Origin of the sequence: Pseudoalteromonas sp. 0303, from assembly GCF_013349995.1 — a bacterium.
Classification (GTDB): domain Bacteria; phylum Pseudomonadota; class Gammaproteobacteria; order Enterobacterales; family Alteromonadaceae; genus Pseudoalteromonas.
The window spans coordinates 48,148-74,378 of record NZ_JABVXF010000018.1 but is presented as its reverse complement, the minus strand read 5'-3'; the positions used below and the strand labels follow the sequence as shown (position 1 = coordinate 74,378).

General features: G+C 40.3%; 41 protein-coding genes. 38 read left to right on the top strand and 3 right to left on the bottom strand.

What is annotated here, in order from left to right; translation table 11 throughout:
* Positions 1 to 3: 3 nt before the first annotated feature.
* Positions 4 to 294: a hypothetical protein gene (locus HUS62_RS13055; RefSeq protein WP_175079878.1), complete on the bottom strand. Its 291-nt coding sequence runs from the start codon at positions 292 to 294 to the stop codon at positions 4 to 6.
* A 637-nt stretch (positions 295 to 931) separates the two neighbouring features.
* Between HUS62_RS13055 and HUS62_RS13050 the strand changes: the two genes are divergently transcribed.
* The 20 genes from HUS62_RS13050 (at position 932) to HUS62_RS12955 (ending at position 12,795) form a co-directional block, all read left to right on the top strand.
* The gene (locus HUS62_RS13050) at positions 932 to 2,125 is read left to right on the top strand and encodes a hypothetical protein (protein WP_175079877.1); all 1,194 of its coding nucleotides are present in this window, start codon (positions 932 to 934) and stop codon (positions 2,123 to 2,125) included.
* A gap of 44 nt (positions 2,126 to 2,169) precedes the next feature.
* Positions 2,170 to 2,373: a hypothetical protein gene (locus HUS62_RS13045; RefSeq protein WP_175079876.1), complete on the top strand. Its 204-nt coding sequence runs from the start codon at positions 2,170 to 2,172 to the stop codon at positions 2,371 to 2,373.
* Positions 2,374 to 2,574: 201 nt separating this feature from the next.
* Positions 2,575 to 2,757: a hypothetical protein gene (locus HUS62_RS13040; protein ID WP_175079875.1), complete on the top strand. Its 183-nt coding sequence runs from the start codon at positions 2,575 to 2,577 to the stop codon at positions 2,755 to 2,757.
* A gap of 20 nt (positions 2,758 to 2,777) precedes the next feature.
* Entirely contained in the window at positions 2,778 to 3,950 is a 1,173-nt protein-coding gene (locus HUS62_RS13035; RefSeq protein ID WP_175079874.1) for a hypothetical protein, read from the top strand.
* Between the two features lie 107 nt (positions 3,951 to 4,057).
* Complete coding sequence (locus tag HUS62_RS13030) at positions 4,058 to 4,267, top strand: hypothetical protein (protein WP_175079873.1); 210 nt, start codon at positions 4,058 to 4,060, stop codon at positions 4,265 to 4,267.
* Between the two features lie 562 nt (positions 4,268 to 4,829).
* A complete protein-coding gene (locus HUS62_RS13025) occupies positions 4,830 to 5,099 on the top strand; it encodes a hypothetical protein (protein WP_175079872.1) in 270 nt (89 codons plus the stop codon).
* Complete coding sequence (locus HUS62_RS13020) at positions 5,096 to 5,341, top strand: hypothetical protein (protein WP_175079871.1); 246 nt, start codon at positions 5,096 to 5,098, stop codon at positions 5,339 to 5,341. The genes HUS62_RS13025 and HUS62_RS13020 overlap by 4 nt, the downstream gene beginning before the upstream one ends.
* A gap of 156 nt (positions 5,342 to 5,497) precedes the next feature.
* A complete protein-coding gene (locus HUS62_RS13015) occupies positions 5,498 to 5,839 on the top strand; it encodes a hypothetical protein (protein ID WP_175079870.1) in 342 nt (113 codons plus the stop codon).
* Positions 5,840 to 6,280: 441 nt separating this feature from the next.
* Positions 6,281 to 6,637: a hypothetical protein gene (locus HUS62_RS13010; RefSeq protein ID WP_175079869.1), complete on the top strand. Its 357-nt coding sequence runs from the start codon at positions 6,281 to 6,283 to the stop codon at positions 6,635 to 6,637.
* 19 nt (positions 6,638 to 6,656) lie between these two features.
* A complete protein-coding gene (locus tag HUS62_RS13005) occupies positions 6,657 to 7,355 on the top strand; it encodes a DUF2786 domain-containing protein (protein ID WP_175079868.1) in 699 nt (232 codons plus the stop codon).
* Between the two features lie 9 nt (positions 7,356 to 7,364).
* Positions 7,365 to 7,634: a hypothetical protein gene (locus tag HUS62_RS13000; protein ID WP_175079867.1), complete on the top strand. Its 270-nt coding sequence runs from the start codon at positions 7,365 to 7,367 to the stop codon at positions 7,632 to 7,634.
* A gap of 8 nt (positions 7,635 to 7,642) precedes the next feature.
* Entirely contained in the window at positions 7,643 to 7,906 is a 264-nt protein-coding gene (locus HUS62_RS12995; protein ID WP_175079866.1) for a hypothetical protein, read from the top strand.
* A gap of 30 nt (positions 7,907 to 7,936) precedes the next feature.
* Complete coding sequence (locus HUS62_RS12990) at positions 7,937 to 8,464, top strand: hypothetical protein (protein WP_175079865.1); 528 nt, start codon at positions 7,937 to 7,939, stop codon at positions 8,462 to 8,464.
* A 99-nt stretch (positions 8,465 to 8,563) separates the two neighbouring features.
* Positions 8,564 to 9,028: a hypothetical protein gene (locus tag HUS62_RS12985; RefSeq protein WP_175079864.1), complete on the top strand. Its 465-nt coding sequence runs from the start codon at positions 8,564 to 8,566 to the stop codon at positions 9,026 to 9,028.
* Positions 9,029 to 9,203: 175 nt separating this feature from the next.
* Positions 9,204 to 9,419, top strand: a complete 216-nt coding sequence (locus HUS62_RS12980; protein WP_175079863.1) for a hypothetical protein — start codon at positions 9,204 to 9,206, stop codon at positions 9,417 to 9,419.
* A gap of 17 nt (positions 9,420 to 9,436) precedes the next feature.
* Positions 9,437 to 9,661, top strand: coding sequence for a hypothetical protein (locus tag HUS62_RS12975; protein WP_175079862.1), 225 nt, complete (start codon positions 9,437 to 9,439; stop codon positions 9,659 to 9,661).
* 201 nt (positions 9,662 to 9,862) lie between these two features.
* Positions 9,863 to 10,678 carry a helix-turn-helix domain-containing protein gene (locus HUS62_RS12970; protein ID WP_175079861.1) on the top strand — a complete coding sequence of 272 codons (816 nt, stop codon included), beginning with the start codon at positions 9,863 to 9,865 and terminating at the stop codon, positions 10,676 to 10,678.
* Entirely contained in the window at positions 10,671 to 11,276 is a 606-nt protein-coding gene (locus HUS62_RS12965; protein ID WP_175079860.1) for a hypothetical protein, read from the top strand. Before HUS62_RS12970 ends, HUS62_RS12965 begins: the two co-directional genes overlap by 8 nt.
* A gap of 126 nt (positions 11,277 to 11,402) precedes the next feature.
* Positions 11,403 to 11,627 (top strand): hypothetical protein, encoded by a 225-nt coding sequence (locus HUS62_RS12960; protein WP_175079859.1) that lies wholly within the window; start codon positions 11,403 to 11,405, stop codon positions 11,625 to 11,627.
* On the top strand, positions 11,617 to 12,795 hold the full coding sequence (locus tag HUS62_RS12955; protein ID WP_175079858.1) for a hypothetical protein: 1,179 nt from the start codon (positions 11,617 to 11,619) through the stop codon (positions 12,793 to 12,795). The genes HUS62_RS12960 and HUS62_RS12955 overlap by 11 nt, the downstream gene beginning before the upstream one ends.
* Here HUS62_RS12955 and HUS62_RS12950 read toward each other — a convergent pair.
* Positions 12,792 to 13,538 carry a hypothetical protein gene (locus tag HUS62_RS12950; RefSeq protein WP_175079857.1) on the bottom strand — a complete coding sequence of 249 codons (747 nt, stop codon included), beginning with the start codon at positions 13,536 to 13,538 and terminating at the stop codon, positions 12,792 to 12,794. The genes HUS62_RS12955 and HUS62_RS12950 overlap by 4 nt on opposite strands.
* A 35-nt stretch (positions 13,539 to 13,573) precedes the next feature.
* Positions 13,574 to 14,380 (bottom strand): site-specific integrase, encoded by an 807-nt coding sequence (locus HUS62_RS12945; protein ID WP_175079856.1) that lies wholly within the window; start codon positions 14,378 to 14,380, stop codon positions 13,574 to 13,576.
* 336 nt (positions 14,381 to 14,716) lie between these two features.
* Between HUS62_RS12945 and HUS62_RS12940 the strand changes: the two genes are divergently transcribed.
* The 18 genes from HUS62_RS12940 to HUS62_RS12855 all read left to right on the top strand — a co-directional run bounded on the left by HUS62_RS12940 (position 14,717) and on the right by HUS62_RS12855 (position 26,222).
* Positions 14,717 to 14,989, top strand: coding sequence for a hypothetical protein (locus tag HUS62_RS12940; protein WP_175079855.1), 273 nt, complete (start codon positions 14,717 to 14,719; stop codon positions 14,987 to 14,989).
* Between the two features lie 130 nt (positions 14,990 to 15,119).
* On the top strand, positions 15,120 to 15,542 hold the full coding sequence (locus tag HUS62_RS12935; protein WP_175079854.1) for a hypothetical protein: 423 nt from the start codon (positions 15,120 to 15,122) through the stop codon (positions 15,540 to 15,542).
* Positions 15,543 to 15,562: 20 nt separating this feature from the next.
* Positions 15,563 to 15,877 (top strand): hypothetical protein, encoded by a 315-nt coding sequence (locus HUS62_RS12930; RefSeq protein WP_175079853.1) that lies wholly within the window; start codon positions 15,563 to 15,565, stop codon positions 15,875 to 15,877.
* A gap of 418 nt (positions 15,878 to 16,295) precedes the next feature.
* A complete protein-coding gene (locus tag HUS62_RS12925; RefSeq protein ID WP_175079852.1) occupies positions 16,296 to 17,042 on the top strand; it encodes an N-6 DNA methylase in 747 nt (248 codons plus the stop codon).
* 167 nt (positions 17,043 to 17,209) lie between these two features.
* Positions 17,210 to 17,404, top strand: coding sequence for a hypothetical protein (locus HUS62_RS12920; protein ID WP_175079851.1), 195 nt, complete (start codon positions 17,210 to 17,212; stop codon positions 17,402 to 17,404).
* A gap of 289 nt (positions 17,405 to 17,693) precedes the next feature.
* On the top strand, positions 17,694 to 17,915 hold the full coding sequence (locus HUS62_RS12915; RefSeq protein ID WP_175079850.1) for an AbrB family transcriptional regulator: 222 nt from the start codon (positions 17,694 to 17,696) through the stop codon (positions 17,913 to 17,915).
* Positions 17,912 to 18,346, top strand: a complete 435-nt coding sequence (locus HUS62_RS12910; protein WP_175079849.1) for a PIN domain-containing protein — start codon at positions 17,912 to 17,914, stop codon at positions 18,344 to 18,346. The genes HUS62_RS12915 and HUS62_RS12910 overlap by 4 nt, the downstream gene beginning before the upstream one ends.
* 62 nt (positions 18,347 to 18,408) lie before the next feature.
* Positions 18,409 to 18,609, top strand: a complete 201-nt coding sequence (locus tag HUS62_RS12905; protein ID WP_175079848.1) for a hypothetical protein — start codon at positions 18,409 to 18,411, stop codon at positions 18,607 to 18,609.
* A gap of 518 nt (positions 18,610 to 19,127) precedes the next feature.
* Positions 19,128 to 19,337, top strand: a complete 210-nt coding sequence (locus tag HUS62_RS12900; RefSeq protein WP_175079847.1) for a hypothetical protein — start codon at positions 19,128 to 19,130, stop codon at positions 19,335 to 19,337.
* A 26-nt stretch (positions 19,338 to 19,363) separates the two neighbouring features.
* Complete coding sequence (locus tag HUS62_RS12895; RefSeq protein WP_175079846.1) at positions 19,364 to 19,789, top strand: hypothetical protein; 426 nt, start codon at positions 19,364 to 19,366, stop codon at positions 19,787 to 19,789.
* Between the two features lie 165 nt (positions 19,790 to 19,954).
* Positions 19,955 to 20,125, top strand: coding sequence for a hypothetical protein (locus HUS62_RS12890; RefSeq protein WP_175079845.1), 171 nt, complete (start codon positions 19,955 to 19,957; stop codon positions 20,123 to 20,125).
* A 31-nt stretch (positions 20,126 to 20,156) separates the two neighbouring features.
* Positions 20,157 to 20,522, top strand: coding sequence for a hypothetical protein (locus HUS62_RS12885; protein ID WP_175079844.1), 366 nt, complete (start codon positions 20,157 to 20,159; stop codon positions 20,520 to 20,522).
* 211 nt (positions 20,523 to 20,733) lie between these two features.
* Positions 20,734 to 21,180: a hypothetical protein gene (locus HUS62_RS12880; RefSeq protein WP_175079843.1), complete on the top strand. Its 447-nt coding sequence runs from the start codon at positions 20,734 to 20,736 to the stop codon at positions 21,178 to 21,180.
* Positions 21,170 to 21,400: a hypothetical protein gene (locus HUS62_RS12875; RefSeq protein WP_175079842.1), complete on the top strand. Its 231-nt coding sequence runs from the start codon at positions 21,170 to 21,172 to the stop codon at positions 21,398 to 21,400. Before HUS62_RS12880 ends, HUS62_RS12875 begins: the two co-directional genes overlap by 11 nt.
* Before the next feature lie 190 nt (positions 21,401 to 21,590).
* A complete protein-coding gene (locus HUS62_RS12870; RefSeq protein ID WP_175079841.1) occupies positions 21,591 to 22,769 on the top strand; it encodes a hypothetical protein in 1,179 nt (392 codons plus the stop codon).
* A gap of 130 nt (positions 22,770 to 22,899) precedes the next feature.
* Complete coding sequence (locus HUS62_RS12865) at positions 22,900 to 24,594, top strand: hypothetical protein (protein WP_175079840.1); 1,695 nt, start codon at positions 22,900 to 22,902, stop codon at positions 24,592 to 24,594.
* A gap of 517 nt (positions 24,595 to 25,111) precedes the next feature.
* Positions 25,112 to 25,645, top strand: coding sequence for a hypothetical protein (locus HUS62_RS12860; protein WP_175079839.1), 534 nt, complete (start codon positions 25,112 to 25,114; stop codon positions 25,643 to 25,645).
* Positions 25,646 to 25,787: 142 nt separating this feature from the next.
* Entirely contained in the window at positions 25,788 to 26,222 is a 435-nt protein-coding gene (locus HUS62_RS12855; RefSeq protein ID WP_175079838.1) for a DUF6908 domain-containing protein, read from the top strand.
* Positions 26,223 to 26,231: the final 9 nt, after the last annotated feature.

Here is a 26,231-nt window from a genome sequence, read left to right as displayed (position 1 = left end):
AAATTACTCTTCAGATTGGTCGTTTTCGAGTTCCTTTTCGATACGACGATAGGACGATCTGACTCCATCAGCTGTCATTTTTACTCGCTTACATTGACGCAACCACAGGGCGATATCTTCAAAGGAAAACCCAAATTCTTCCTTTAATCTTTTTGCTTCAGCAAAGTATTTCCTTAATTTTGAGCGCGAGAAATTACGCTTCTTACGCCTCTGTTTGATGTCTTCTTTTAACTTTAAAATTTCTTCTGCCTCTACTGCCAATACGTCTTTGGAGGCCTTTGTAGTTGGTTTCATAAGCGTTCACATATACCGTTCAAACTATGCGTTCATGATAGCCTTAAAAATGCCGTTCGTAAACACCGTGCAACATGCTATAATTATAAAAGTATTTATGCGTTCAGGAAAAGCACGATGGCTTTTCCGTGCGCCTTTTGCGCTAAAGCTCACGAACCCAGCCGCTCTAGGTTGGCGCGATAGCGCAACCTAGAGCGGCTGGGCCGCCAAAAAAGGAGGGGCTATTGCTCGTGATGCCCCTCCCTACGGGCGGGTGAGCGACGGGCTTGCGTAGCAAGGCCGATGAACCGTAAAACCTCGATGGTTTTTAAGGTTCACGCATGCCGCAGGCATGCAGCGCAAAAGGCGTAATGGAACTTGTTACATGAAGCCGTAGGTAAAGAGAGAGCGAGTTATCCAGCATATCCACGCGCATCGGAGAGCTTTCTTTTACTCGTAGATTTAGTGTGGGTATGTGGGTAACTCGCTCTTCCTTATTTTGCGCGGCAAAAAATATCCACAGGGGAAGACCTGGTGAAAAAGAAGTTGATACCAGTTAAAAAATGTGCCAATGTTTCAGTGCCTAACCAATGCTGTTAGGTTCTAAAAAAAGGCGAGGGTTTTACCTCTGCCTGTTACACGTAAAGAGGAAATGAAAATGTTACAAACTCCATATTTAGATCAAGACTTAATCGCAGATTTCAATTCACTGCTTTCTGGCACTCAGAAAGTGCTTGCTAATTTGTATCAAAAAATTGTTAGGAAAAATTCTATGCATCCAGACGTATTGAAGCCGTTTGGTGATGGATGGGTTGCGCCTACAACAGCGGAACTGGCTGAGTTCAAAAATGCTGTGGGTTGGTCCACCAATGAGCTCGCGCAGCTTGCCGATGTGAGCCCCAAACATCTACGAACTTATTTTACAGACCGTAACTACGTTAAAGGCAAACGTATCCAGTACACAACTTGGCGCTTATGGCTTGAAAGCTTTGGCGTTGCAACGCCAGTAAAGCTTGAGCCTCAAAAGCCTTTCCTTCGTTCTCGTATCTTTAGCCATGACGCTAAGGAATGGGTAAAGCCTAATATCTCGGAAGTGCGCGTTCTTGCAACTCGCTCAGGTATGTCAGATTCGGCTATCGCTCGAATTCTCGATATGGAAGAGCCATTGGTAAAGCATTTGTTGCATAGCCACAAGGCGCAGCCTACCAATCCATTCCACGTTACACATGAACAGTGGATGGACTTATTGGATAAAGGCGGTATTCGTTCTCTACATGAGTATATAGAGGCCCCTAAGCTGCCTCCTGAGACGTTATTACCATTAGGTGAGGGGTTTGAGCCTCCAAAACCAAAAGTTCTTCGACAATTCATTGCATGGACTGGCTACACAGCTGAGCAGCTGGCCGCGCAATTTGGTGTGGAAGAGTCAAAGTTAAAGTTTTTCACCACCAACCGGTCAGCGCGTAGTCACGATGTCACTATCGATGAACGTGTATTCGGTGTTGAAAATTGGCGAGCGCCCACGTTTGTAGAGTTGCGAACCTTTATGAATATCTTGTCACTTGATCCAATGGAAATCGCACATCGATTGAAGTTTGGTAATCAAGAAATGAAGGTTGCGTTAGCAACCAGGGATAATGAAGCATGGAAAAAAGAGCCAATGGAAATATCGCAAGATGTTTGGTTTAGGCTCTTGGACTCACTTCGTATCTTTAATACAGACAAGATTAACAAGCTTACTGAACGTGAAGGTCGTGCATATCACATTCACTACAGTACCTGGCGCTTAATGCTGCAAGCATTTGGCATTGTTGAACCTTTGAAGTTAGAGAGAAAGTTAAACGAAAAATAAAATTTAGCTTTCACTCTGCCCCTGAGTCGTTAGGAGCAGTTTTAGTGATTAAAGATATTATTGATGAGTTCCATGAACATCGGCTGGCCGATGAGCATGAAAAGGCTATGGAGTCTATTAAGATCCTGAAGTCGCGTTATACCTTTTCTGAAGATGAAATTGTTACCGCACTGGTGAACGAAAATTTTTTGGAAGGTGAGTGCGTGGAATATCTGGAGGCGCATTCACAAAAGAGGGCAAAAGGGTAAATGTAGGTTGCGGTGTGACCGTGGGAACAGCCACACCGCTTCATCCATGAAATAAGGGTTTTTACATACTCCTTGGCACAGAGGCCGGTTGCGGTCAGCTCGAAAGCGCCCTTCTTTTTCTTTCTGGTAAATGACCAGAGGCATATGAGACTTATATTGTACGCCAAGAAGGGTCGAAACAATAAGTAATATGGTGAAATTATGAATTTTAATGTCATAAGTGAGAAGCAAGTTTTAGCTATTTTGAAAGAGATTGGTGATAACTATGAAGAAAGTAAGAAGACTGTAACCGATCCCGATGAATCTACCGAAGCTTTCAATGAAGGTTATGAAATGGGATTGAATGACATAGAGTTTAAAATTAGAGAATATTTTTCAAGTTAAAAAGTGAGGTTAAATTAGGCATGCCTAATTCAAACGAACAAAAAAGCGAACACAATAGTCGGTTTTATGGTTTTGTAATGGCTTACTACCGCAATGATCCTTACCTGATGTTAGATAAGTTCGCCTCACAAATTGCTGATACAGCGAAAGAAGTGTCAATTGATTGGTATGACTCAAGAGCTAACGTAACGTTGTCTGGTGAGGTAATCAAAGGCCGTGATGTTACTGGTCTTGAAAAAGCAGATAACAACAGAATTTCAATTATTGGTTTTGAAAATACTCATACCTGGGAGGTGGATGGGGAGAGCTATACCATTAAATACCCTTCTGTGCGCTTCAATAATTTCCGTAAGCATTTTCCAGAACCTGTGCTTTTTGATGGTTATAAAGCCTTGATGGACGAATATGATTCATATCGGGGCGGGTCCAGGGTATCGAGAGTAAAGCCGGATAATACGCGACGAAATGAGTATCTGAAGAATGCAGAAAAGAGAAGAGAAGAGGAAAGGGCTTTAAAAGCTGAAGCTGTAAATAAAGATTTTCGATGGTTGAAAATGCTGTCTAAGCTTCAAGCCCCTTGCCCATACTTCGCTAAAAAAGGCGTTGCTGATTTATTTCAGTGGGTTGAGCTCTTTACTGGTGAAACCACAATGGGGAAGTTGACTGGGCAATTTACAGCATTGAAATTGGTTGAGCTCGCGCAATGGAAATTCAAGGGTATCCAACGTATTTATCCGGAATTGGGTGTTAAAACGTTTCGTAAGGGATTGGATACATCGGGTGCATGCTTCCCTGTTCCATGCCGTCCACCGATCAATGGAGAGGGTATTTACGTTATGGAAGCCCCAGCTGATGCGGGGATGTCATATAAGCTCACAGAGGCCTACAGCGTTGCGGCAATGTATGCTGATAATATTCCGCTCATTGTTGCTGTACTACGCGAAATGTGTCCAGACTCTGCAATTATTCTGGTGGCAGACAATGACCAGTATGGTGATGCCCCTAATAAGGGTGTAGAAGTTTGTGAAACAACACTTAGAGCTACACCAGGGAAGACGTTCATGATCATTCCTCAGTTTGATGAAGTGGCAAAGCAAAATCATTACAAGGACCTAACTGATTATGTTGCTGCGTATGGCGAGGAAAAAGGTAGAGAGCTCTTGAAATCCTTTCAGGGCGGGACTAATCGATAGTTATGCACGGGGTTTTCCACCGAAATTGTGGATAACTGTCGCCTTGAGCGGTATAGGTAGCCTTATGCTATGCGTTAAGCGTATATAAAAATATAGGATAAACTGTTATGAACAAGTCAAAGTTTAACCCTTTACATTTTGCCAGTGCGGGGTATGAAAAATCATCGGGTGAATATACCAGCGAGTATAGGGCCTTGTTTCAATCTATTCGTTCTTTGTGTCCTGAGTTGGTTGAATGGGGTGATTTACCTATAGGTGTGGCGTGGGGAAGTTATTCGCAGGATGTATATCTGCTTTCATGGCTAGATCAGAGCTAAGCAAGTTTAAGTCGGACTGGGTTGGTAGAATTTCTGGCATATATTCTTTGGCATGACGTTAATGGTGAACCAAAGTGGGGTATAACCCCTGAACAGCTGTCAGATTTTTCAAAAGAGCATTCAATTACATAGAACAATTGGGCCGCATCATCCTCATTTTAAAATTAGGCATGCCTAATTTTATAGGTGTTGACCAGGTGGATCGTCGGGGCTAAACTAAGGTTTCTTATAGCTGTTTTCACAGCATGAAAAAAACAGGCGCTTTCGAGCTGCCTTCAACACGTAAAGAGGAAATCCTATGTATATCATCGATATGATACAGTCTATGTTCACGTCTTTCGTTTCTATCTCTGTTTTGCTTTATGTTTGGTATAAGTTTCGCCAAGCTCGCAATATGAAATATGAAGTGACTCGCGCACATTTTGGCTAGTCGATAAATAACCCAGTTTTAACTGGGTTTTTTTATGTCTAAAACTCCTGATAAGTAACAGGGGTTTTTCCGGCGTGTTCCCCCTAGATATCTGTTCTAATTTATCTCATACAATTGATGGAGAGTAATGGGATGAAACAAGAGCGTGTACAGATACTAAAGCAAGCGCTTAGTGCGTTAAAGCGTCAAGCAGAAGTTGTTACTAAGTCATATCCGGATATACCCGAACGCCTAGCTGACAGGGAAGAGTTGGTTGAAGCTCAATTAGCTTTAAAAGCTGTAGGTTCAGTTGCACAAGAGGTAGTGCATTGCTCCTATTCTCTAAACATTCCCATTCCTAGTTTATCTGAAGAGCAAATGTTAGCGTGGTTTGAGCCGTCAGAGGTTAGGGCTCTTTCATGAATCAATCATCAGTAGACCAAAAATGCAGCGCGGAGCCAGTGCATGTTCAGCTGCCTGAAGGTAAAAGACTCGTATGTTCCATTACTATGGATTTTACTAAAGCACTGCGTCATTATTCCGATAGTCCAGAAGCGGCATACAAATTGCTATGCGAGTACGTCAGTCATGCCAAGTTAGATGATGGTACTTTGCTTGATTTAGATCACGTAATTAGGCTAAAAGGCTTCGTCAAATCTAAATAAACGGACAATAATTCTATAATCCATATTGTTTTCATGATTTAGTAGTATATTTATTGCTAAGTTTAGCCAGAGGTACAATTACTAACAACGCAATCCTGGCTTAAAATAATGGAATACAAATAAGTGAATATGGCGCTATGAGCGAGAGAGTTACAAATGAGTGAAGTGAAGGTCAGATTTGAGTCTGATAATTTTAATAAAACAGTGGAGTACATACGCCAGTATAAGCTTGATGATATCGATGAAGAACACCGGCCAAACATAGAGGATTACCTACAAGGTGAAGTAAAAAAGCTTGTTGAAGGTGATCTTAATCGCTGGTGTAAAAAGGACTATGGTTATTTCGAGCATCTATGTCACCACCCAATTCAGGGCGTAGCATGCTTATATATCATTGGTGATGACCCCAAAGTTTCCATAAGAGAGTTTACGGTAGGGGTACAAAATAAAGGTTTTAAGGGGAATATAGTAGCTTGTCTTTATACTTACCTAGTTTGAATGGTAACGATTTAGATAAAAAAAGGGCTCATGCATGAGCCCTTTTTTTTGAAGTACGAAGTATTGTTCTATTGTAAGCTCTTCTGATCATAGTCGCTTCGCGATAAGCACGATAACGTCCTAGTATGTAGAACCCTACACCGGCAATTACGCCACACTTAAACAATACGCCGATTAATTCAATTACTGCCAATACATTTTCCATTTTTGTCTCCAAGTCACCAGTGGGTTTCCGCTGGACGCTTATGGAAACGCCCACTGAAAACCCACTGGAAGAGACAATGTAAATGCTGGCTTGCGGTCAGCTCGAAAGCGCCCTTCTTTTTTCAATTAGCCGATGGCTAAATAATGTATTAATTATGGCATTTTTTGATGAGTTTGGTAAACTTCTTTTATAGGCTGTATAGTATGGTTTATAAATGAGACGTTATGGAGTATTAAATGACTGATAATACAGTTCAGTGTCCTTTTTGTGACACGCAATCAAAATTCGGTGTTCGTGTATGTACGGGCTGTCAGGCGACTATTGTGTATGGTGCAACTCAAACTGAGTTAACTAACACGTTGAAGCAAACTGCTATGGGGGTTTCTGGCGTTTCTATGCTTGCCTTCTTTATTGGCCCAGGATTGTTAAATAATCAATTCGGCTGGTCTATTGAGCCAATGTTTGGGATGGGGTTGTGGTCTTTATTAATCGGTGGTGCGCTTGGTTTATGGCTTGGGTTTCGTTCGCGTAATTCATTAGAAAAATCGGTAGATGGTCAAGTTCGCTTTTTTAGACAAATGGCTAACGTGTAGTTACCTGGGGGGCTTAGTGATGACTGATGAGCAAAAAAAATACCTAGAAAAAATTAAGAAGCTGCTTAACCTAGCTAAGTCGCCCAATCCTAATGAGGCAGCTGTAGCTTTATCAAGAGCTCAAGCAATGATGCGTAAGCATGGCTTTGAAATTGGTGATGTCATGTTGAGTGAAGTTGGTTCAACTACGACATTGGTAGATAAACTTAATCCTCCTGGCTGGGTCCTGAAATTGTTAAAGGCGGTAGATGACGCATTCGGTGTGACTCATGTTCTCACCGAAGAATATGATCATGCTTCGTGGAAGCGAAGAGGGGCTGTAATGTTCATTGGCATTATGCCAAACGATGAAATTGCTTCGTATTGTTTCAACGTTCTATACCGTCAGTTAATGACAGATAGAAAGGTGTTCATTGCTGGCCTTCATAAAAACTGTAAGAAGGCCACGAAGACTAATCGAGCTGATTGGTATTGTTTAGGATGGATCTCAGAAGTTAGTTCAAAGGTACAGCCGCTTGTTGTGCCAATTGAACAAAAAGGCCTGATCAAGAGTTGGAAAGATAAAAACTTAAATATCACTACCTATCAAGCACGGCAAGCTAAGGACGATAAACGTGCAATTGATGCCTATTTGAATGGTAAGCGTGACGGGGCAGGTGTATCTATCCATGCCGGTGTTTCTGGTCAAGATTCAGCTAAATTGGCCTATATAGAGTAGGAGAGTGAAATGTTAGTTTATGCGTTAGGTTTACTGCTTGTGCTTAGTGTATCTGTAACTTGTATACGGATTGCTGCAACTAAGCATGATTTTTCAAAAGTAACAAAGGTATTAATGCTTGCTGTAAATTCTGGTGTATGGGTTCTGATATTCTGGCTTGAATTTGAATCAATTAATATTTGGGTAAGAGGTTTAATTTCTATTTTATGCTTTGAATGCGCTCTGTGGGTTTCTTCAAAAGCAGAAGCTCGATCAGGCTTAGTAAATGGTAATAAGTAAGAGTATTTATGAATATTATTGAAATGGTACATAGTGCATTGGTTGTCTTCATTGTGCCAGTATTCTTAACATGCATTTTTTTAAGAAAATTCCACGGTCCTAACTGGCTAAAAGATATTGGTAAAGGGCTTAATCCGCAGAATGCAGATGATTTCTTTTGGGGTGTATTTGCACCAGTTCTGGTGTTTATGTTGTCTTTTGTGATCAGTATTTTTGTGGTTGGTGTTTGGGGGGCGGAATTGCTCAAATACTTTGGTGTGTATGTTCGTTAATCGAATTTAATTGTTGTTAGAGTGATATGTATGGAAAGACAAATTTACCCTGCTTCAAAAATTAAGGTTGGCGCAGCGTTGTACGGCGCAATGGGGCATGAGTGGGAAGGTCGAATAATACTGGATGTTAATGAATGGGTTGTTCGGTCGATACAAAAAAAGCGCGGTAGCCAAACAAGGTATGGTCGGGCTTTATCTCAGGCTTTCCGGAACGATGATGTGTATGTAAATCTTACTGAGAAAGTAAAGGATATAACCTGGGGGAAGCGTTCTAAGAAAAACGGTGATTTTGGTTGGTTATCCTCAATTTCTCAGCAATATCGTCAAAGTTTCAAGGTGGGAGAGCGCTTGCCTTATGGCATTTACACAATCAAACTGGCCGCGCTTAAACATGCGTTACAGAGTGAGCAGGAATCGGTTAAATGGTATGAAGATAAACTATCTAAAGGTATTGATGATGCTGATGTATCTATATACCAAGAGGAACTTGAAGAGGCCAAAAGGATAGTTAAGGTGATCAAGGCGAGGATTACCAAAGAGCGAAATAAAACCCCCTAAAACCTACCCTTGTTTTTACCGTCCTAAAGATACTCACTTTGATATGGTTTCTCTTGAATTTAAAAATTAGGCATGCCTAATCGAAAAGAGGATATCCATATGCAAAGTTATCAAGGCTCTAGCAGCAATAAAAACGCCCCTTTACCGGCTAACTGGTCAAGCATTGAGGCTTATGACCTTCATCTGATACAGCATGCTATCGACCGTGCTTTTAAAGATGGCAAGGTTGTAGCGCTAACCGGTGACAGTGGGGTAGGTAAATCCGTTCTGGCAAATAAAATCTGTCCTGACTCTTTACTGGAAGAAACTGCTATCCGAAAAGCGATGCTTCACGATAAGCCAATTACTTCAAATGCAATTCCTATCGCGACCAAAGGGGAGCTTGTAATTGATGAGGCTCAATTACTTTGTGCAGAATCAGACTGGAATAACTTCATAAACGTAACCAAGTCGCATGATATGAAGGTTCTGGTTGTTGCTCAGCAGCCTAGTGATTTACCACAAGCGTTCATGGCTTCTCCGGACGTGGTTAGAGTTCATATCACAAAACCTATTTATAAATAATTTGTTATTAGCTTAGGGAGTGACAACGTGCGATTAAGGTGGGAAAAGGTGTGTAGTGCCTGTGGTCAATACGGCGGAACGCTGTTTGTCCATCAGGGAATGCACCCTTTATCCCCTGGTTTCCCGTAGGGAAAAATCCCCGTTGTTGAGCGACCATTGCTTTTAGAGAATGCCAATGTCTTTAGATCAGTATCTTACTAACGTTCAAGGAGAGCGTCTGACCTTTAATGAAGGTTTATCGGTAGCAAGGGAATACGTAGTAGGCCGTGGTGGTCAATGCGAAGAAAAAACCGTGGATGGGAGTACGTTATACGTTCTTACACTGGGACAAGATGAAGCTTTTTGCTTTCAGTTATATCCAGATATTGATCGCTTCTATTTTGAAACGTAATGAGGTGGTAAGTGATTATGAAATTCTCATCGAAAGAACAAAAAATTGCGAGACACCAAGCAAAGCGAGTGGTGGCTAGAGCAAAGCGATATCAAAACAAAAAAGTAAATTCTTTTGTTGAATTGCTGTGGGCGCTAGTTGATTTAGGGGAAATCGATGGTGATAGCTTTATCGACGTGAATATTGACAAACAATTTGCAGTGAATGAATTGGTGAAGTGGTCAGAAAATAGAGGTTTATAGAATTAGGCATGCCTAATTTTGAAGACCATTTTGGGGCTGTTTTGTATCGAGCATAGTTAAAAATATCTATGGTAGCCACAAAATATAGCGATAAAAATTGAGGAATAGAAAAACCCCCTAAAAGATCCCCTAGCTTTTTTGGCGTTAAAAATTTTATGGATGGTATTGTTGTTTAATAATATAAGAACGTAAGGTTATGTAATGAATAACAATAGTGAAGTTTTATCGCAGGCTGTTGAAAAATATATGCTAAATGAAAAATCCAAATTCACAGTAACTGAATGCGCTACTTTTATGGATATGGCAGAAAGTTATATTAAAAAGCTTGTTTCTAAAGGGGTGTTGCCACATGAAAAAGTTGATGGTGAATTGCGCTTTAGTCGTATCGAAATTGAAAATTGGATGCTTAGCAAGCCTGTTCCCTCTATTAAAAACGTTGCACCTTCCCAGTTAGTAGCAGTTTGGGGGGAAAGTGAAAATGTTGGTGAGCTTTGTGATAGTAAGCGATTTGCTATCACCAAATCATTTTTATCTAAAAAAGTGCTTCAGAGTTTCCATGATCAGCATACCGAGAATGGCAGTGTAAGTTTTGAATATACTGATTGCTATGAGCTTTGGATTTTAAATGAGTTAATTGGGCTCTGCTTCGTCTGCGTTGCCGATTCAGGGCACGAACAGGGCTATGTGGTTGATATAAAAAGTGTATTAATAAAGGAAAAGCACAGAGGAAACCGATATTCTGTGTGTTTTGCTTTGGAAATTGGACGTGATATTTCTGATGGTATTTTAAAGCATGCACAGAAGAAGTTCGTTGTCGGTGCGCCGGTACACTCCACAAATGTTGTGTTTTACGGCTCGGAAGATTCAGAACCATTATCTCGATTTAAAGATTGGCTCATGGAATCAATGGGAAATCATCATGTAAGTGGAGGGTTGGGCAAGGTATTTCATGAGCGCATGAATGATGCCGGTGTCTATAACGTTTCTTTAATTGATGGTGGCGATAATAATGATTGATAAGGCAAATCTTTCTTTCGATGTGAGTTATAAGATTAAAGGGGTTTTAGCTCCTGAAGGTGAGTTGGTTGAAGATGATGCATTATCTGTTATTAAGGGGGAAATTGAAGATGAAGAAGGTGAGGTTATTGGCAAGGTAAAGTTTTACCAAATTGATACTGTCGCCTTTTTGGACCAAGACTTTTCTTTGGAAGACGTTTTGGATCTTCATTCAGAAACAGCCAGATTTATGCAATTTATAAATGAGTGGGGGGATTTTGAAATTGAGACAGAAAATTTAGAGTTGTTGTCGCCCCCCAGTTTATTAATATTATCTAGGCTTGAGGTGGTTGCTAAGTATCGAGGTTATGGGCTTGGCCGAAGAATGGTAGACGATATTAAAAATCGATTTTGCAATTCTACAGATCTCTTTTTGTTACAGTCTTTCCCATTGCAATTAGAGGCATCAGATTCTGAAGATGATGTGCAATGGAACAATAATATGGGGTTTAACCATTTTGAAAAAGATGACGAAGAAGCTAGAAATAGCCTCGGAGCCTACTACGAATCATTGGGTTTCAAGAAAATAAGAGGGGAGTTCTACTTCCTTGATAAATAAAAAATTACTTTATCCCTGTAAATTAAAAGACACCGTTGAGTGTCTTTTTCTCGTTTAAGGGCTGAGAAAAGTTACTACTAGCTACTTCTACTTACTAGCACTTACTAGCAGTTAATGAGGAATATTATGATCCACAAAGAAATGGATATTGATGAATTAATGGAGCTTGTTTATATGCTTCAACAAAGAATGGATGAACTTTGGGCGGCGTTTATAACGAAGCTTAGCGAAGGGGAGGGTTCTGAATATGAACTTGAATGTATATATGCTTGTTTAAGATTGGGTGAAAAAATTGGGTTTAGACCGTCACCATTTTTTTTGGATGAAGGGGTGAGTTGTTATGGAATTTGAGTTTATCAATGTTGATGAAAGCATAAGCGGTTTGACTAATTTAGAGTTAACCGATTTTTTGGTGAAGTCCTGGCAAGGCGCTAAGTCAAAAAGAGCTTTAAGTGAAGAGTTTAAAGTGGAATTGCCCAATAAGCATATAAAAAGCTTGTACCCCGATGTTGTTGTTCCAGGGCGGTTTTGTGTTAACTGTGGTTCAAAAATGATTAGCGAAGTTGGTTACTTGGTAAAAATGGTAAAGCCTAAATCACCAATATCAGAACGAATTAGAATAGAGAATATCAGGTGTTCATCATGTAAGCATAAAGAAAGCTTTAAAGGTTTAAATCTAAAAGAAAATTGGCTTAATTGTTCGTGCGATGCTTGCATGAAAGCATTTGCATTTCACAATACCGAAGGTGGCGAATTTGTTGAAAATGTCATTGCTATGAAAATTGGGACCGATTCTTGGCCTAATAATCCGTTACACAAGTTAAGTAATAGTCAGTTGGCGCTTTTGGTGATGAGCACTACTCGCAGACAAGCCAGGGGAAGCGGGAGGCCTTTCTATAATGAAGGTCGTGCTGAGTGGTTTGATAATATGGATACTGCTTTTGGTTCTATTGTGGATGTTGAACAAGATAAATGGCATTGGAAGTTTGATTATTCAAATAGTCATAGGGAAGCGGTGAACACGGTGGCTTTGCAGATCTTGCGTCAAAGAGCAAAAGAAAAACCTTATCTTTTTCGGTTGCTTGTAACGTATGCGATGTTGGCTAGTTTGTTTAACTATTTAGTAGAGATAAATGGGGAACTTAAACGGATTATTTCAAGCTACGAGTACGCAAGTGAAAGTGAAATTGAGTTGATAGAAAGGTATACAGATTTATGCTTGTTGATTGTTCAAAACTACAGTGTTTGCAGGGGCTATAGCTTTTTTAATCAGCATAAGAAGAAATTTGCAGAATCTGACTCTGTTGCTAAGTCCTTCGAGGCCTGTGGCTATCTACATAACAAGCTGGGAGAAAGTGTTGTTGAGGGCGGTACGCTCCCCCCCGTACTAAGAGAATGGCTATACCAGCCGAATCTGTTTGTATATTTCGTTATGGAATGTGTAGCGGGATTGAAAAACGATGACTGGTTTGATGCGCCAATAGAGAAGTTGTTAAACGGTTGGGAAAAGGGTAACTAAATACCCTTTTTTTCAAGTACCTTTTTGCCGGTAAGAGGGTCGTAATAAGTAATTGTGTCATCCTGCTTTTCATACAATACTTTGCGCGGATAGTCTGATTCTTCAATTTCGCCTATATAGTGAAAACTGAGAATCGGGCGTCTGTTTTTTAAAAATTTTTTCGCTTTGGTTACAGAGTAGGAAATGGTTTCAGAAAATGTTTGGGGCCTAAAGCCTTGCCCAAGTTTTTCGTCTATTTCTACTAGAGCCTTTTGGACTTGATGGTAATTTTCGCCATTTAGAAGTTCAGTCTTTCTTTCAAATTCGACGCAAATGTCAATATCGCCCACGGTTTCACTGTCTGTAATGAAGCTGCCAAAGACGGTTATTCTTGAAACTCGGTCTAAATAATATCCACTTTCTTCAATACTCAATGCACGTTCTATTAATGAGTTGAATTCTTTGTTTGCCTGCTTGCGGGTAAAGCGCTTCAGCGCTGAAGCATTGGCAAGTTGATAGCCGTTGGTATTGAGTTCGTAACATACTTCCCCGTTTTTTTCCTGGTTAGCTTCAAGATATCCGGCTTTAGCCAACTCTGATAAAAATAATTCAGGCTTCGATATCGCCATTCTTAATCTTTTATTGTATTGGAGCATTTTTTTAAATTGTGCGGGTGTGACAGTGACTTGTGCCATTCTACGCAGCGCATCTCTAGTGATGGTAGCCGGATGGCCGCATATGTTAGATTTAGGATCGATGTTCATGTTAAGACTCTTTAATTCAATGTATTTCGATGATATCAACTGTCTGAAATATCAGTGTAGAAAAGCTCTGGTTGCTTTATACGGGTTTTATCTATCGCTTGTATTACTGGCCTCCATGCAATGCGTTTGGCGAACTCGAACGAATCAGAAAACAGTACCTTCGTGTATATTTCTGTGTTGGCCTGTGAAGCATGGCCTAACCATCCCTGCAATATTTTGAGCGGTGTGAAGTGCAGTACGGCATTCACAGCGTAACTGTGCCTGAAAACGTGAGGGCTTAGGTGAACTTGAAAAGGTCCATATTGCGCTTCGTAGTTCGATACCGCTTCATCGACCCAGCGATTGATTGTCCGTCTAGTGATCCCAAAAAATCGCCGGTTATCCGGTAAACGTTCTGTCACCATGTAGGACTGAAGCCGTGCCACAAATTGAACGTCAGTGATGGGGATCTGGCGTAGTGGCAAATTACCCAGCGTATCCAAATCGTTTAGGCGCTTTCGTCGCCTTTTGGTTTGGTCCGGTGTTCTGCGTTTGAGCGTTGGCATATTCACATAGCTACTCTGTCCGTTAAACACAAAATGCCTGGGGGTGAGTAATAAGAGTTCACTGACCCGACACCCTAACATCCACATCATTTCAAAGGCCATGCGCCGATTCGCGTTAAGTTCACTATCAATCAAGCCGGTGATTTCAGGCATCAGCAAATAAGCAGGCATTGAATCGTTCGCTTGGATCACTTCAGCGCGGGTTTTCATTAGGTAATGCCAATTGATGTCCACAATGGGGCCGTCAGCGGCAATTTGAAGGCTAGGGGATGCGCTAACAAGGTGTTTTGAGTGCATTGTTTATAAACCTGGCAAAATGGGCAATAAAACCATTATCTGTCCGTAAAACTAGGTTAACAAGCTTAATGTGACATCGTGAGTTGGTAAAAATGTGTTCTGGAACTAATAAAAATACCTGAAAGCCAGCAAATATAAGGGGAAGAGGGGGAGATCACAAAATATAAATAACTGTGACATTGCATCTTAAATAAATAAGCATAGAAAAATATGTCTATGCCAGATCGAGTGAAAAGTTTTGTGATAATATAGTAAGGGCAGTTGGTTGAGTATTCGGCCATAGATAAATAAAACTGGGCGCTTATAGCTGCCCCCTAAACGTAAAGAGGAAAATGTATGTTAGATGTTACTTTTGAGTATTTAGAAATGGTTCCTGAGCTTCTTTTGGTTGCAATTGGTGTGATGGTGTTTTGTTCTGTTGCGTTGATCGTATTTAGGCTAATTAATTGGCATAAGAAACGTGTCGGTGAAAAGAAGTGTAATCGAGGTGAACACGACTTCGAGCCCTTGCTTGGTTTTCAAAATGATTGTAACTATGCATCAGGAGAGTGTATTCGATGCGGTAAGTGGGGGTTGGCTGAACGCTCTGAGCGGGTACATCATGGCTGAATAAAAGCTTCCTACGGGAAGCTTTTTTGTTTTTTGAAAAACCCCTTTTCATTGAGGGTAGTTTTATCCCCTGTCACTAGAGCTAAGTTTGATATCGTCAGGCTATGTTAAATCGCTTCGGTAAAACACAATGACCGGTGAGTTGTGCAATGAATGTGGTAGTGAGTTTTATGGTCCTTTAAGTGATCATGGCGAAATTTGCAGTGGGCTCATTCTTGCGAAGAAAAAACATGGCCCAATACTGACTTCCTACAAGGCTAGAACAAAAGCAAAGCAGGAGGCGTATACACGATTATTTGAGGCTAATACAGCCCTTGAGAAAGGGCAGGCCTATAGAAGTATTTTATGGGTGTATTTCAGTCGTTCAGTCGTGTCCTGGGGGGAACGTGCCGGTTTACATCCAGACTTTAAAACATTCGCTGAAGTGATGGTTCACAATGATCTGAAAGCGTTATATGTGGATGAAGATATGGTATCTGTGCTTGCTGATGAATTCACTCCGAAGGCCTCAGATAAAATGCGTTCCGGTGATCTGTTCTGGAATATGTATTAGGGGGAGCTATGTATATATCGATGAGAAAGTTGACGGAAATTTTTGATAATGGCTATTTCAGTCTGTCACTGATTTTCATTGTTATTGGTTCCTGTTTAGTTTCACTTTTCCTTTTTGCGCCGGAAGGCACTAAATTCACCTTAATCGAAGATTACCGTATCATTTGTTTCATTGTTGGTGCAGGGGCTTTATCCGTTGGCATGATGTTTGGGTGTGTTGGTGTTTATGTCGATGAGCGACCTAAAGTTAAGCTCAGAGTTAAAGTGTTTTATTTTGCAGCTGCGGGGGTGGCTGTGGGGTATGTCAGTGAACACCTTATTAATTACTATGTTTGAGTAGTATGTTCCCGCCAAAGCCTCGTTAGAGGCTTTTTTTATACCTGGTACATGATATATTGGAGTTTCTATATCGGCCATAGGCCACAAACAAAACAGGCGCTTTCGAGCTGCCTTCAACACGTAAAGAGGAACTATCATGAATAATTTAACGTTAAAGAACGGGCAAACAGCGACATTTCTTTATGAGGACTATTGGGGTAGACCAGTGTACCAACTTGAAAACGGTACTAAAGTCTGCTGTGTAAATCTTAATGGTACGTACTTGCATACTATGAGTGAGGATTACGAAGAGCCTCAGAGTCCATTAAAAGACGAATATCAACCTATATAACCCGTTTACCAGGTATGCCAAATTAGGCATGCCTAATTTTAATGGGCGCTTTCGAGCTGCCTTCAATACGTAAAGAGGAAAAATATGTCTGCAAATAAACAGGCCTTTATCAAGCTATTCAAAGAAACCGCACGTTATCACCATCGCTACGAAGTATTTAGGGATGTGATCACTTGTCAGGCGTATGCGCTACACAATGCCGTTGCTTACAGCCAAGAGGTTGAAGAAGACTATTTACGCATTGCTAAGCGGTACGATAAAGAAGATATGAAGCGTATGGCGCAACTGATGGGTTATGTCGTCATGGGGTTGGAAGAAAGGCCCTGTGACTTTCTTGGCTCATTGTTTATGGAGTTGGAACTTGGCAGTTCGCAGATCGGCCAGTTTTTCACCCCTTATGAGTTGTCCCTGTTGATGGCACAGTTAAATGTGTCGGATATAGAAGACAAACCAGTCATAACGCTTCATGAGCCTGCCGTGGGATCAGGTGGTATGGTGATAGCATACGCGCAAGCGTTACGTGAAAGAGGGATTAACTATCAACAGCGCCTTTGGGTGCAGGCGATTGACCTTGATCCCGTAGCTGCAATGATGGCTTATGTTCAGTTTACGCTTTTGCATATTCCAGCTGAAATATGTATCGGTAACACACTCACGATGAATATTACTAAGGTGTTCAGAACGCCTGCGTATTACATGGGAGCGTGGGAGCAAAAACTTAAATTGCATTACGCGATAAAAGAATGTGCTGATTTGCTTGTTCCGGACGAAAAGGAAAAGCCTACGGCCATGCCGGTAGAGCAATTTGATTTGTTAGGAGAAACCGCATAGTAATAAACAAGCTTCCTTCGGGAAGCTTTTTTTATACCTGCTACCTGGTAATTACTACATTGTCTTGCGTGTTGATTAATGCTGTTATTTGTTCTAAGTTTAGATTTAATTAGCTTAAACAAAACAGGCGCTTTCGGGCTGCCTTCAACACGTAAAGAGGGAATATTATGAGTGTAAATCTAAAGTTTTTTAGAACAGCTAGTGAAGAAGAGTTTAATGATTTAATTGTCAGTAATTCGTTGAAAAAGAATATTAATTACGACTGCCATGAAATGCAATTTGACTATACAGACCTGAACGGTAATGTAGTGGTTATTCATGAAATGATAGCTTGTAGAGATTTTTATTTCGTTAAAAAGTGATAATAAAAAGCCTCAGATTATGAGGCTTTTTTTGCATAATCACTTCATCACTTTTCCAATATAACCAGATAACTGTTTAAGAGTTGTGGATTTAGCAAGGCTCTAGCGATCCGGCTATTCAGGGCGTAGAAGTACAGCCAGCCTACTATCTAATGCATTGAATAATCTATGTAAATCCGTTCCTCACCTTGGATATAAAAAATAAATATAAAACATTTAATCTTTACCTGTTGAAATATGGTAAAGACGTGTTAATCTTTACTTGAGATAAAAAAGTAAAGAGGATTCTATGGCTAAAGTAAGTGCAAAAAGACAAATCACACTGCCTATCGACCAATGTGTAATAGCGCATATTAGTGCGGGTGATGATGTTGAAAGCTTTGTTGATAGACAAGGTGTAATTTCAATTGTTAAGAAACAATCAGGCGCAGCAAAAGGCTTACTTAAAGGAATAACGGCTAATACTGATGTAAGCGAACAAGAATCATTAGAGAGTATGCTAGATAAATGATAGCGATAGACACAAATGTATTGCTTCGCTACTTGTTGCAAGACGATGAAAAGCAAGCCAATAAAGCGGCTAAATTGATTTTAGGCAATCAACCTGTTCTGGTAACTGACGTTGTATTAACAGAAACGATCTGGACACTAAAAGGTAAGCGTTACACCCTGAGCAAAGAACAAATTATTGATGTGGTTCATGCGCTTTTTGCTGAGCCAAATTTGACGTTTGAAGATGGTCAGGCGGTATGGGGTGCTTTAAAAGATTTTACCAATGCTAAACCTATAAAATCAGGTGGCAAGATTAAGCAAGCAGACTTTCCGGATGCGTTAATAGTTAACAAAGCTAAAAGGCATGGTCAGTTATATAAAGATAAAGTATCGACTATATACACGTTCGATAAAGCAGCGTTAGAAATTGCCGGAACTAAGCAACCTTAAATGTAAGAGGCTGAGTTAGCTGCGATTTATCAGCGGTAAAAGGTTATTAGGAAGTTTGTAAAATGAAATTTAATAAAATTCAAAAAGCTGGCCTAATCGCAATGTTTATTAGTAGCGGCTTGCTTACTGTTATTAGTGGTCTAGGCCTTTTTCTAAGTCTTGGAAGCCAAGAAATGGAAGAGTCAAAATATTTAATGTTTTTAATTTTTGGTTTGATTGCGTCAGCTGTTTCATTGTTTATTTCATCAAAAGTTGAAAATTAATGGTGGGAGTTAAGATGAAAAATGGCGCAAAAAATTCAAAGGGATATGTAAGAAGCCAGTGGCTATTTCTAAGTATTGCTGTTCTTATTTTATTAGTCTCTTTGTTAATCGAAAATACGGCCCTAGTTTGGTTTTCTATAGCAGTAATTGTTTTGGGTTTAGTCTCACTTTTCGTCAGTATATACATTGAGTTATTAATTAGGGTTAAACGAATTAACAGATATCAACCGCAGCCAACTAAGAAATCTTAGTTAGGTAAAGCAATTTCACTTAAAAATAAAGATATTGGAACGTAGGAGCGAAAAATGGAATGCACAGGATTAAGTCATGATCATAAGTTGCTTTTTCTAGTTAAAGAAATACCAGTAAAAGGTCGTAGGTTTGGTAAGACGTACTCTGGGCATTTTGATGTTGAAATTACTAGTATATTGATGAGAAAAACATTGAAAATGTTAAGGGGAACACCTGTCTTCTACCGAGCAGTTACTATAAATTGTTAATGCTTGGAAAAATAAATTATGGCAATTTACATAAAAACAGAAGGTTCAGAACAAGTAATTTTAGATCCAAAAGGTGATGATGAACTGATTATAGAACGTTTTTCTTCTTTTCCACACATACTGGAAATTCGTAAAGCAACAGATGATGAAATCAAACGATTATACGAACCTGAAATGTCGGCTGGCCGTTTATTGAAAACTTGTTTGAAAATCAGCGGCAGCAAATAAGCGTAGCGCGTTAGGAACACAAACCAATGAAAAAATTAGTTTTTACTACTTTGATAGCATTAGCTATAGCTGGTTGCACTAAAGAGGAAACTTTTGATCGGGAACTGGCTAGTAAAACATCAAAAACATTGAGGGAAATGGCATTTGTTATGCCCTCAGAAGAAACTAATAAAGAGCAGAGCAAGTTTATAGAACAGGTAATTGGGGTAGAAATTCCAGTTTCTCAATTTGAAGTTGACCTTAAGGCTCAAGGCTCTGATTTGGGAAAATTAAGCAGAGCTTTATTAGGTCAATTTTATACGCGAGTTCAGTCAATTAACTATCCATCAGATGATAAAGCAATTGTGAAAGCTAGGGTGGTGAATCTTGTTTGTGAAATGGAATATATCACGATGGAATTTGCAGGAGATAGTGAACCCACATGGAAGTTAAATAACTTAACTTGTTCTTAAATTATCAATTCACAATAAACAAAGTGATTTAATTATATTTGGTTTTGGCGCTAAATTTTGTCTTCGCAGGCGCGCCAAAATCATCTTATTTTAAGTTGGAATAGGTGTAAAAGAATGCAAGTGATAGCACTATCTAATCAGGGTTTTTGCCTTATAAGGAGTGCTTTGGCTGGCCGTAATAATGACGGTCAGCAAATGGCAAAGGAAATTGCAGAAGCACTTCACAATTTACCTGAAGATATTAATAACACCTTTTTGGTAGATATGGCGATGGATAGGATAAAGGAGTTGGCAATAAAATATCCAGAATGTGAGTGCCTTTTGGCTCACATTTAAATATTCGAAAACTAGAATTATAGAGAAAATTATGGTTAATAATTTTAAAGGTGAGGAAACGAATAACGTTTTAATATTCATAGGAAGAATGGTTCTATTTGTTTTATTGATGGCAATTGTTTTCTGGCTTCCTGCTTATTTGTTTGAAGTTTTTGGATGGGAATTTCTTAGCCAGTTTTTTGATAACCAAACTGAATACCGAAAAAACGTTGCAACTATTTCATTTATATTGTTTCTACCTCCATTCTTTTTATATGCTTTTAGTGCGATGCCTGAAGAAGTACAGAATGATGCTAAAACGCTGGGGTTTAGTTTAGTGGTTTTGCTCGTTTGGGTTGGCAGAGGTTTCTTGTTTGCTGTAGGAGCAGCTGGATTTTATTACTTATTCATCAATTAATTTTCTAATCTTCAGGTTAGCAAGGTGTGTAATTAGCTAAAATTATTTTTCTACACAAAGATTTACAGGTTTTTACTTAAAGCAACAAGCTTCCTTCGGGAAGCTTTTTTTATTCCTGTTACATGGTATATTGGAGTTTCTATATCGGCCTCCGGCCACAACAAAAACAGGCGCTTTCGAGCTGCCTTCAAGACGTAAAGAGGAAAGTAATATGTCTAAAGCATATGTAGTTAAACTTACAATTCGTGCTGGTGAATATGAAAAGAGTGTTACCAAGTTAGTTTGGGCTGACACAGAAGAGCTTGCCAATGACCAAGCGTTATTGGGGGAGTGTCATGGTAGCATTGACAATGGAACTGCCGAATACACTGAAACGGGTATTGCGGATCTTGGTTGGGAATTTCACTACTCGGTAGATTGGTCGAAAGAAGTGCATGCTGAGCATGTTCCTGTTCTTCGTACCTACTTCGATATGTTTGGTGAACCCAAAAATCTTATAGCTGCCACTCAAAGTAAGCTTGAGGCGTTTGCAGGGTATGTAGTAGACCTATGTGAACATCGTCAAAACAAGGCTCGTACTATCAATAAGGAACTTATTAACATTCCTTCTTTGGTGCAGGAATTTATCAAAACTGAAGGGGCGAGTAATGCTAATTAACAGCCAGCAGTTTGATAATTTACTTGGGTTTTATACGCATTGTTTTTGTGTCTACCACGAAAAAGTGAAAAGTGATTTCGGGTTTTGGGCTAACCGGTTGGACGATATTAACGTTCCCTGGTCTGTTCAAAACACGGTCGCGGTGCTTGCAGAGTGTAAAGACAATCAGCGGTTTTATTTCCGGACGTTACTAAAACAAAAGGGGATAACCGTTCAATAAGATAAAGGTCCTTCGGGACCTTTTTTATCGAGCATAGATAAGAATATCTATGATGGCCACAACCTATATAGTCAAAAACGACTATGCTGCAGCGGGATAATTTTGCTACGCTGATACTGTTCTAGTAGGCCATCGGCCACAAAGAAAACAGGCGCTTTCGAGCTGCCTTCAACACGTAAAGAGGAAACATATGCAAATAGAAATGTTTGATAGTGCTGTTCCAACTCCTGTTAGGGCTATTCCTGAATTTAAGGTCTATCCCTGGGAAAAGGTTCTGCGTGATAAACAATACACAAAGCAACAACACGATCTTGTTCATGACTTTATGCCAGGTGCAAAAATCACTACGTATAGGTCTGGTGCAAGTTCTAAATCTGATATTTTGGGATACATTCAAGCTGGCTCGGCAATTGGTATATGCGTGATGGATGCGTCTGCACCGGTTCGTTCTCTAGTTGCTGAATATGTTTCTCAAGGGGGGGAAGTATTTGTTGATAGCGGGGCATTCCGGACATTCATGGCCGGTCTGCGAAAGCCAGATACAAAGCCAATTGATTTTGACGAAGTGTTTGAGAGATACCATGACATTATCGAAAAATGCGCTAACCCTTCCGGCTTGATTGTTGTTGCTCCTGATGTGGTTGGTGATCAAGATGAAAGCTTTCGTTTATTGGCTGACTATAAGCGCGAAATAGAGCTTATTACTCGCCGTAATGTGAAGGTGATGGTTCCAATGCAAAAAGGTCGTTTGTCTATCGCTGAACATTATGCGCGGTGTAAAGCAATGCTGAATATGGATTTTGTTGTTGGCCTTCCTTCCAACGCTGAAGCGCTAAGCCGTTCTGAAGTGTTTGATTTCATTTCGACGGTGAAGCCTGCGAATGTTCATTTTCTTGGATGTTCTGAAACAGCATTGGTTCATGAGGCAAAACACCGGTCGCCCAAAACGGAATTTACTTGTGATGCTACGCAACTGCGAAAACATATAGGTAAAGGCCGACTATTAACTGAAATGCAAAGTCAGATACTGGATGATGTGGTTAGCCATGCAATACATGGTTGTTCACATTCTCGGATTGACGATGTTTCAGTATGGGATGAAACGGAAGTCCTGGGGGATCTTTTAGGGTATATAGGTACGCTAAAAGAAACTGAAGTTAAAGCCTTAGCTCGTTACATGAACATCGATGTCAAAGTTGTCTTGGCTTGCCAAGATAACGAATCCTTATGGGATTGTCTTGATGAAAGTAATGGCGGTTATGCCTTTCAAATGGTGCAGTTATACATTGTTGAACGTTGCCACAAAATATTGAGCCCCAAGGTAAGAACGCATGTTTGTTCTGAATTGGCAAAGCGCGATATTGTGTAAATAAACAAGCTTCCTTCGGGAAGCTTTTTTTATACCTGGTACATGGTATATTGGAGTTTCTAAACCGGCCATCGGCCACAAACAAAACAGGCGCTTACGAGCTGCCTTTAACACGTAAAGAGGAAACACTATGTCTATTAATCATAGTATGTATGAAGAAACCGTTGAGCGAGCTACCAAGCTCTTCTTGGATGGTTGGATAGTATCTCTGGGTCTGAGTGGTAAAGATTCCGGCGCAGCTAGTATTTGTGTTGTTGAGGGCTTAAAAAGAGCTCACGCAATAAACCCAAATGTTGGTCCTTTGTATGTCGTCACGACCAATACAACGTTGGATAATATGGTTCTTCATGAATACATGATGGATCTACACGAAGACCTGAATACATTCGCATCTGATACCGGCTTGCCAATTATCACCAAGGAGCTGAAACCGTCTCTGGCTAACAACCCTATGGTTGAGTATGTGGGACGTGGCAAGTTACTTAGAACGCCACAAACATCGGCATCTGGCAGAGATTGTGCAAGTGATTGGAAAATCAAGCCAATGGAGCGCTTTCTAAAATCACTTCAACAAAAACATCAAACCACTAAGATTGTTTCTATATCAGGCGCTAGAGATAGCGAATCAACAGTAAGGGCGATGAACCTGAAGAAAAGAAATGAATCAGCTACAAAGGTTGTGGCTACAGGCCTTGGATGGACGCAAGCCATCATCAAGGATTGGTCATTAAACGATGTTTGGCAGCTTTTCAAGGTTGTTGATGAATGTGAAATTGATAGTTATTCCGACCGTTTTGACGCTATGAAGCGGCATTACAGCGCCGGTAACGGTGGGACCTGTGATCTGTTTGCTGGTATTCAAAACAATAAGGAGTGTGGCGCACGATTCGGTTGTGTACTGTGTGCAATGAATCCAACTGACCGTAGTTTAGAGGCGCAATTAGCTGTATCGCCTAAAACATATGGTTTCATGAAGCCCCTTAATGACCTTCGCACCTATATGATCAATACCTTGTTTGACTTTAACAAGCGATCATTACTGGGCAGGGAAATGAAAGACGGTTTTATTAAAGTTGGAATCAACCAGTATTCTATGGAATATCGGATGGATCTCTTGCGATATGTGCTGACTATTCAGCAAGACGCTTTTGACCAGCATGGTTATCATCCCATTGACTTAATTGACTATCGTGAATTACTGGCTATTCAGTACCACTGGTCAAGAGAAGGTGGGGAACCTGAACCTGGTATGGCGTTGAAAATATGGCATGAAATTGTGGAGGATGGTATGCGTTATCCCATTCCTCACACGGAAAAGATAGAGGCTGCATTTAGCCCTGTGTATATGTATTTTCCGCTTGAAGATTATATGGATCAGGACAACAGTATTGGGCTTGACGATGAAGGTTTGTACGGTGAGTACAAGCATTTAGCGAGAGTTTATTACCGTGATGGTATCAAACACCAAGTTGTTAAATACGATGAAAGCAGCGCTTTCGAGGTTGTAACAGAAAATAGTAAGGCGATGATGTTTGTAGACTCTTTTTATCCCGATTTGGTTGAAGGGGGTTATTTAGAGAACAAATGCCCTACTGTTATGCTGAAGCACTTACTTGAAAGTGGTGTTGTCCGGATAGCCAAAGGAAGTATTGATCGGTTGAACCGTGATGCGAAACGAGCTCAAGCCTTATTTTCGCTCAGAACAACAACCGGCATTCCTGTGGACGAAGCAATTCTTCGACTTTCTGTATCGAAGAAGATCAAGGATAGAGTTGTTGAGTTGACGGCTAATACGTCACAAACTGCAATGGACTTCATACTGTAACAAAAACCCCGCATCGTCGGGGTTTTTTTTGGATTTGTCACAGGCGCACAGTGTCGTACTTTTGGTTATGGATAGTATCGTACTTTTGATCTGTTTGGGATTTGTCACAGGCGCACAGTGTCGTACTTTTGGTTATGGATAGTATCGTACTTTTGATCTGTTTGGGATTTGTCACAGGCGCACAGTGTCGTACTTTTAGTTGTGGATAGTATCGTACTTTTGGTTGTGGATAGTATCGTACTTTTGATCTGTTTGGGATTTGGCACAGGCGCACAGTGTCGTACTTTTGGTTATGGATAGTATCGTACTTTTGGTTGTGGATAGTATCGTACTTTTGATCTGTTTGGGATTTGGCACAGGCGCACAGTGTCGTACTTTTGGTTGTGGATAGTATCGTACTTTTGATCTGCTTTTACTAAGTGGCTACCTTTGTTATATTGATGCATCTAAACAGGCCATCGGCCACAATCAAAACAGGCGCTTTCGAGCTGCCTTCAACACGTAAAGAGGAAATACCATGAAAGCAGTAATTAAAACTGAAACCAAAACAACACTAAATGAAGCTAATGAACTGTCATCATGTTTAACAGCTAAAGGCATTGAAAACCAAATTATTCCTAGCGAATCTGGATTTGTAGTTACCTGGGCGCAAATGAAAAAGGTAATGCCAGCATCTAATCGTAAGCTTTTAATCGCTCTTGGCGATTGGTTACAGGATAATTACGATGGGGGCTATGACACAATTTGTTTCGCTGAGGGCAATAACGAGCGAATCACAAGCGAACAAGTCTATCCTGTATGGGAAAGGGTTATAGCACCATTGCTTGTTGATGCAAGTGATGATGAGTTGCAACAGCATGTGTTTGTTGTCGTTGGTAGGGTTTGTGATTGCGAAGAAGAATTGAAGTTTGTAATGGCTTCGACTCAAGAAGAAGCTGAAGGTAAGTTCACCGACTATATCAAGGTTAAACAAGACTGGGACGGTGAGAGTGACATTTATGTCGAGTTCACTGAACGCCTAGCTGACTTTGGTTTCAACCTTCTCAAATAAATAAGGGCCGCTAAGCGGCCTTTTTTATTGTTCAGAGATGATTTATTAGTCGATGGTCTATATACTGAATGTGATTATTGGCTTTAGGCCACAAACAAAACAGGCGCTTTCGAGCTGCCTTCAATACGTAAAGAGGAAAGTTATGAAAACTGTATTTGAGAAAAACTACGATCTAATGGTAAAGCTTGGAATTATTCTGGAAGATAATACGGTCCCTTCTTACCGCAAAAGTATCTCTTCTGGTGTGATGGACTTAGTGGTTGAGCGCAATGAGCTTACTGATGGTTTTAACGACCAAAAGTGTATTGGCTTTTCAATTGCACACTACTTTGTTCAATGTGGTGATTTATGCTCAGACCCAATTATGGAAATCCTTTATTACCCTGATACCAAAATGGTTGAAGCCTACTCATTTGAAATGAGTCTTCCTCCAATGTACGAGGTAGTATACCCCCTTCCTGGCAAAGTTAATGTAAAAGCCAAAAAGTCGCAAAACTCGTTTTTGCACAGTTGGTTGAATAACTTGGTAGCACAGGGGCATGGTGTTAAATGGGAAGACCGCAGCGCTGCTGCCTAATGTGGTATA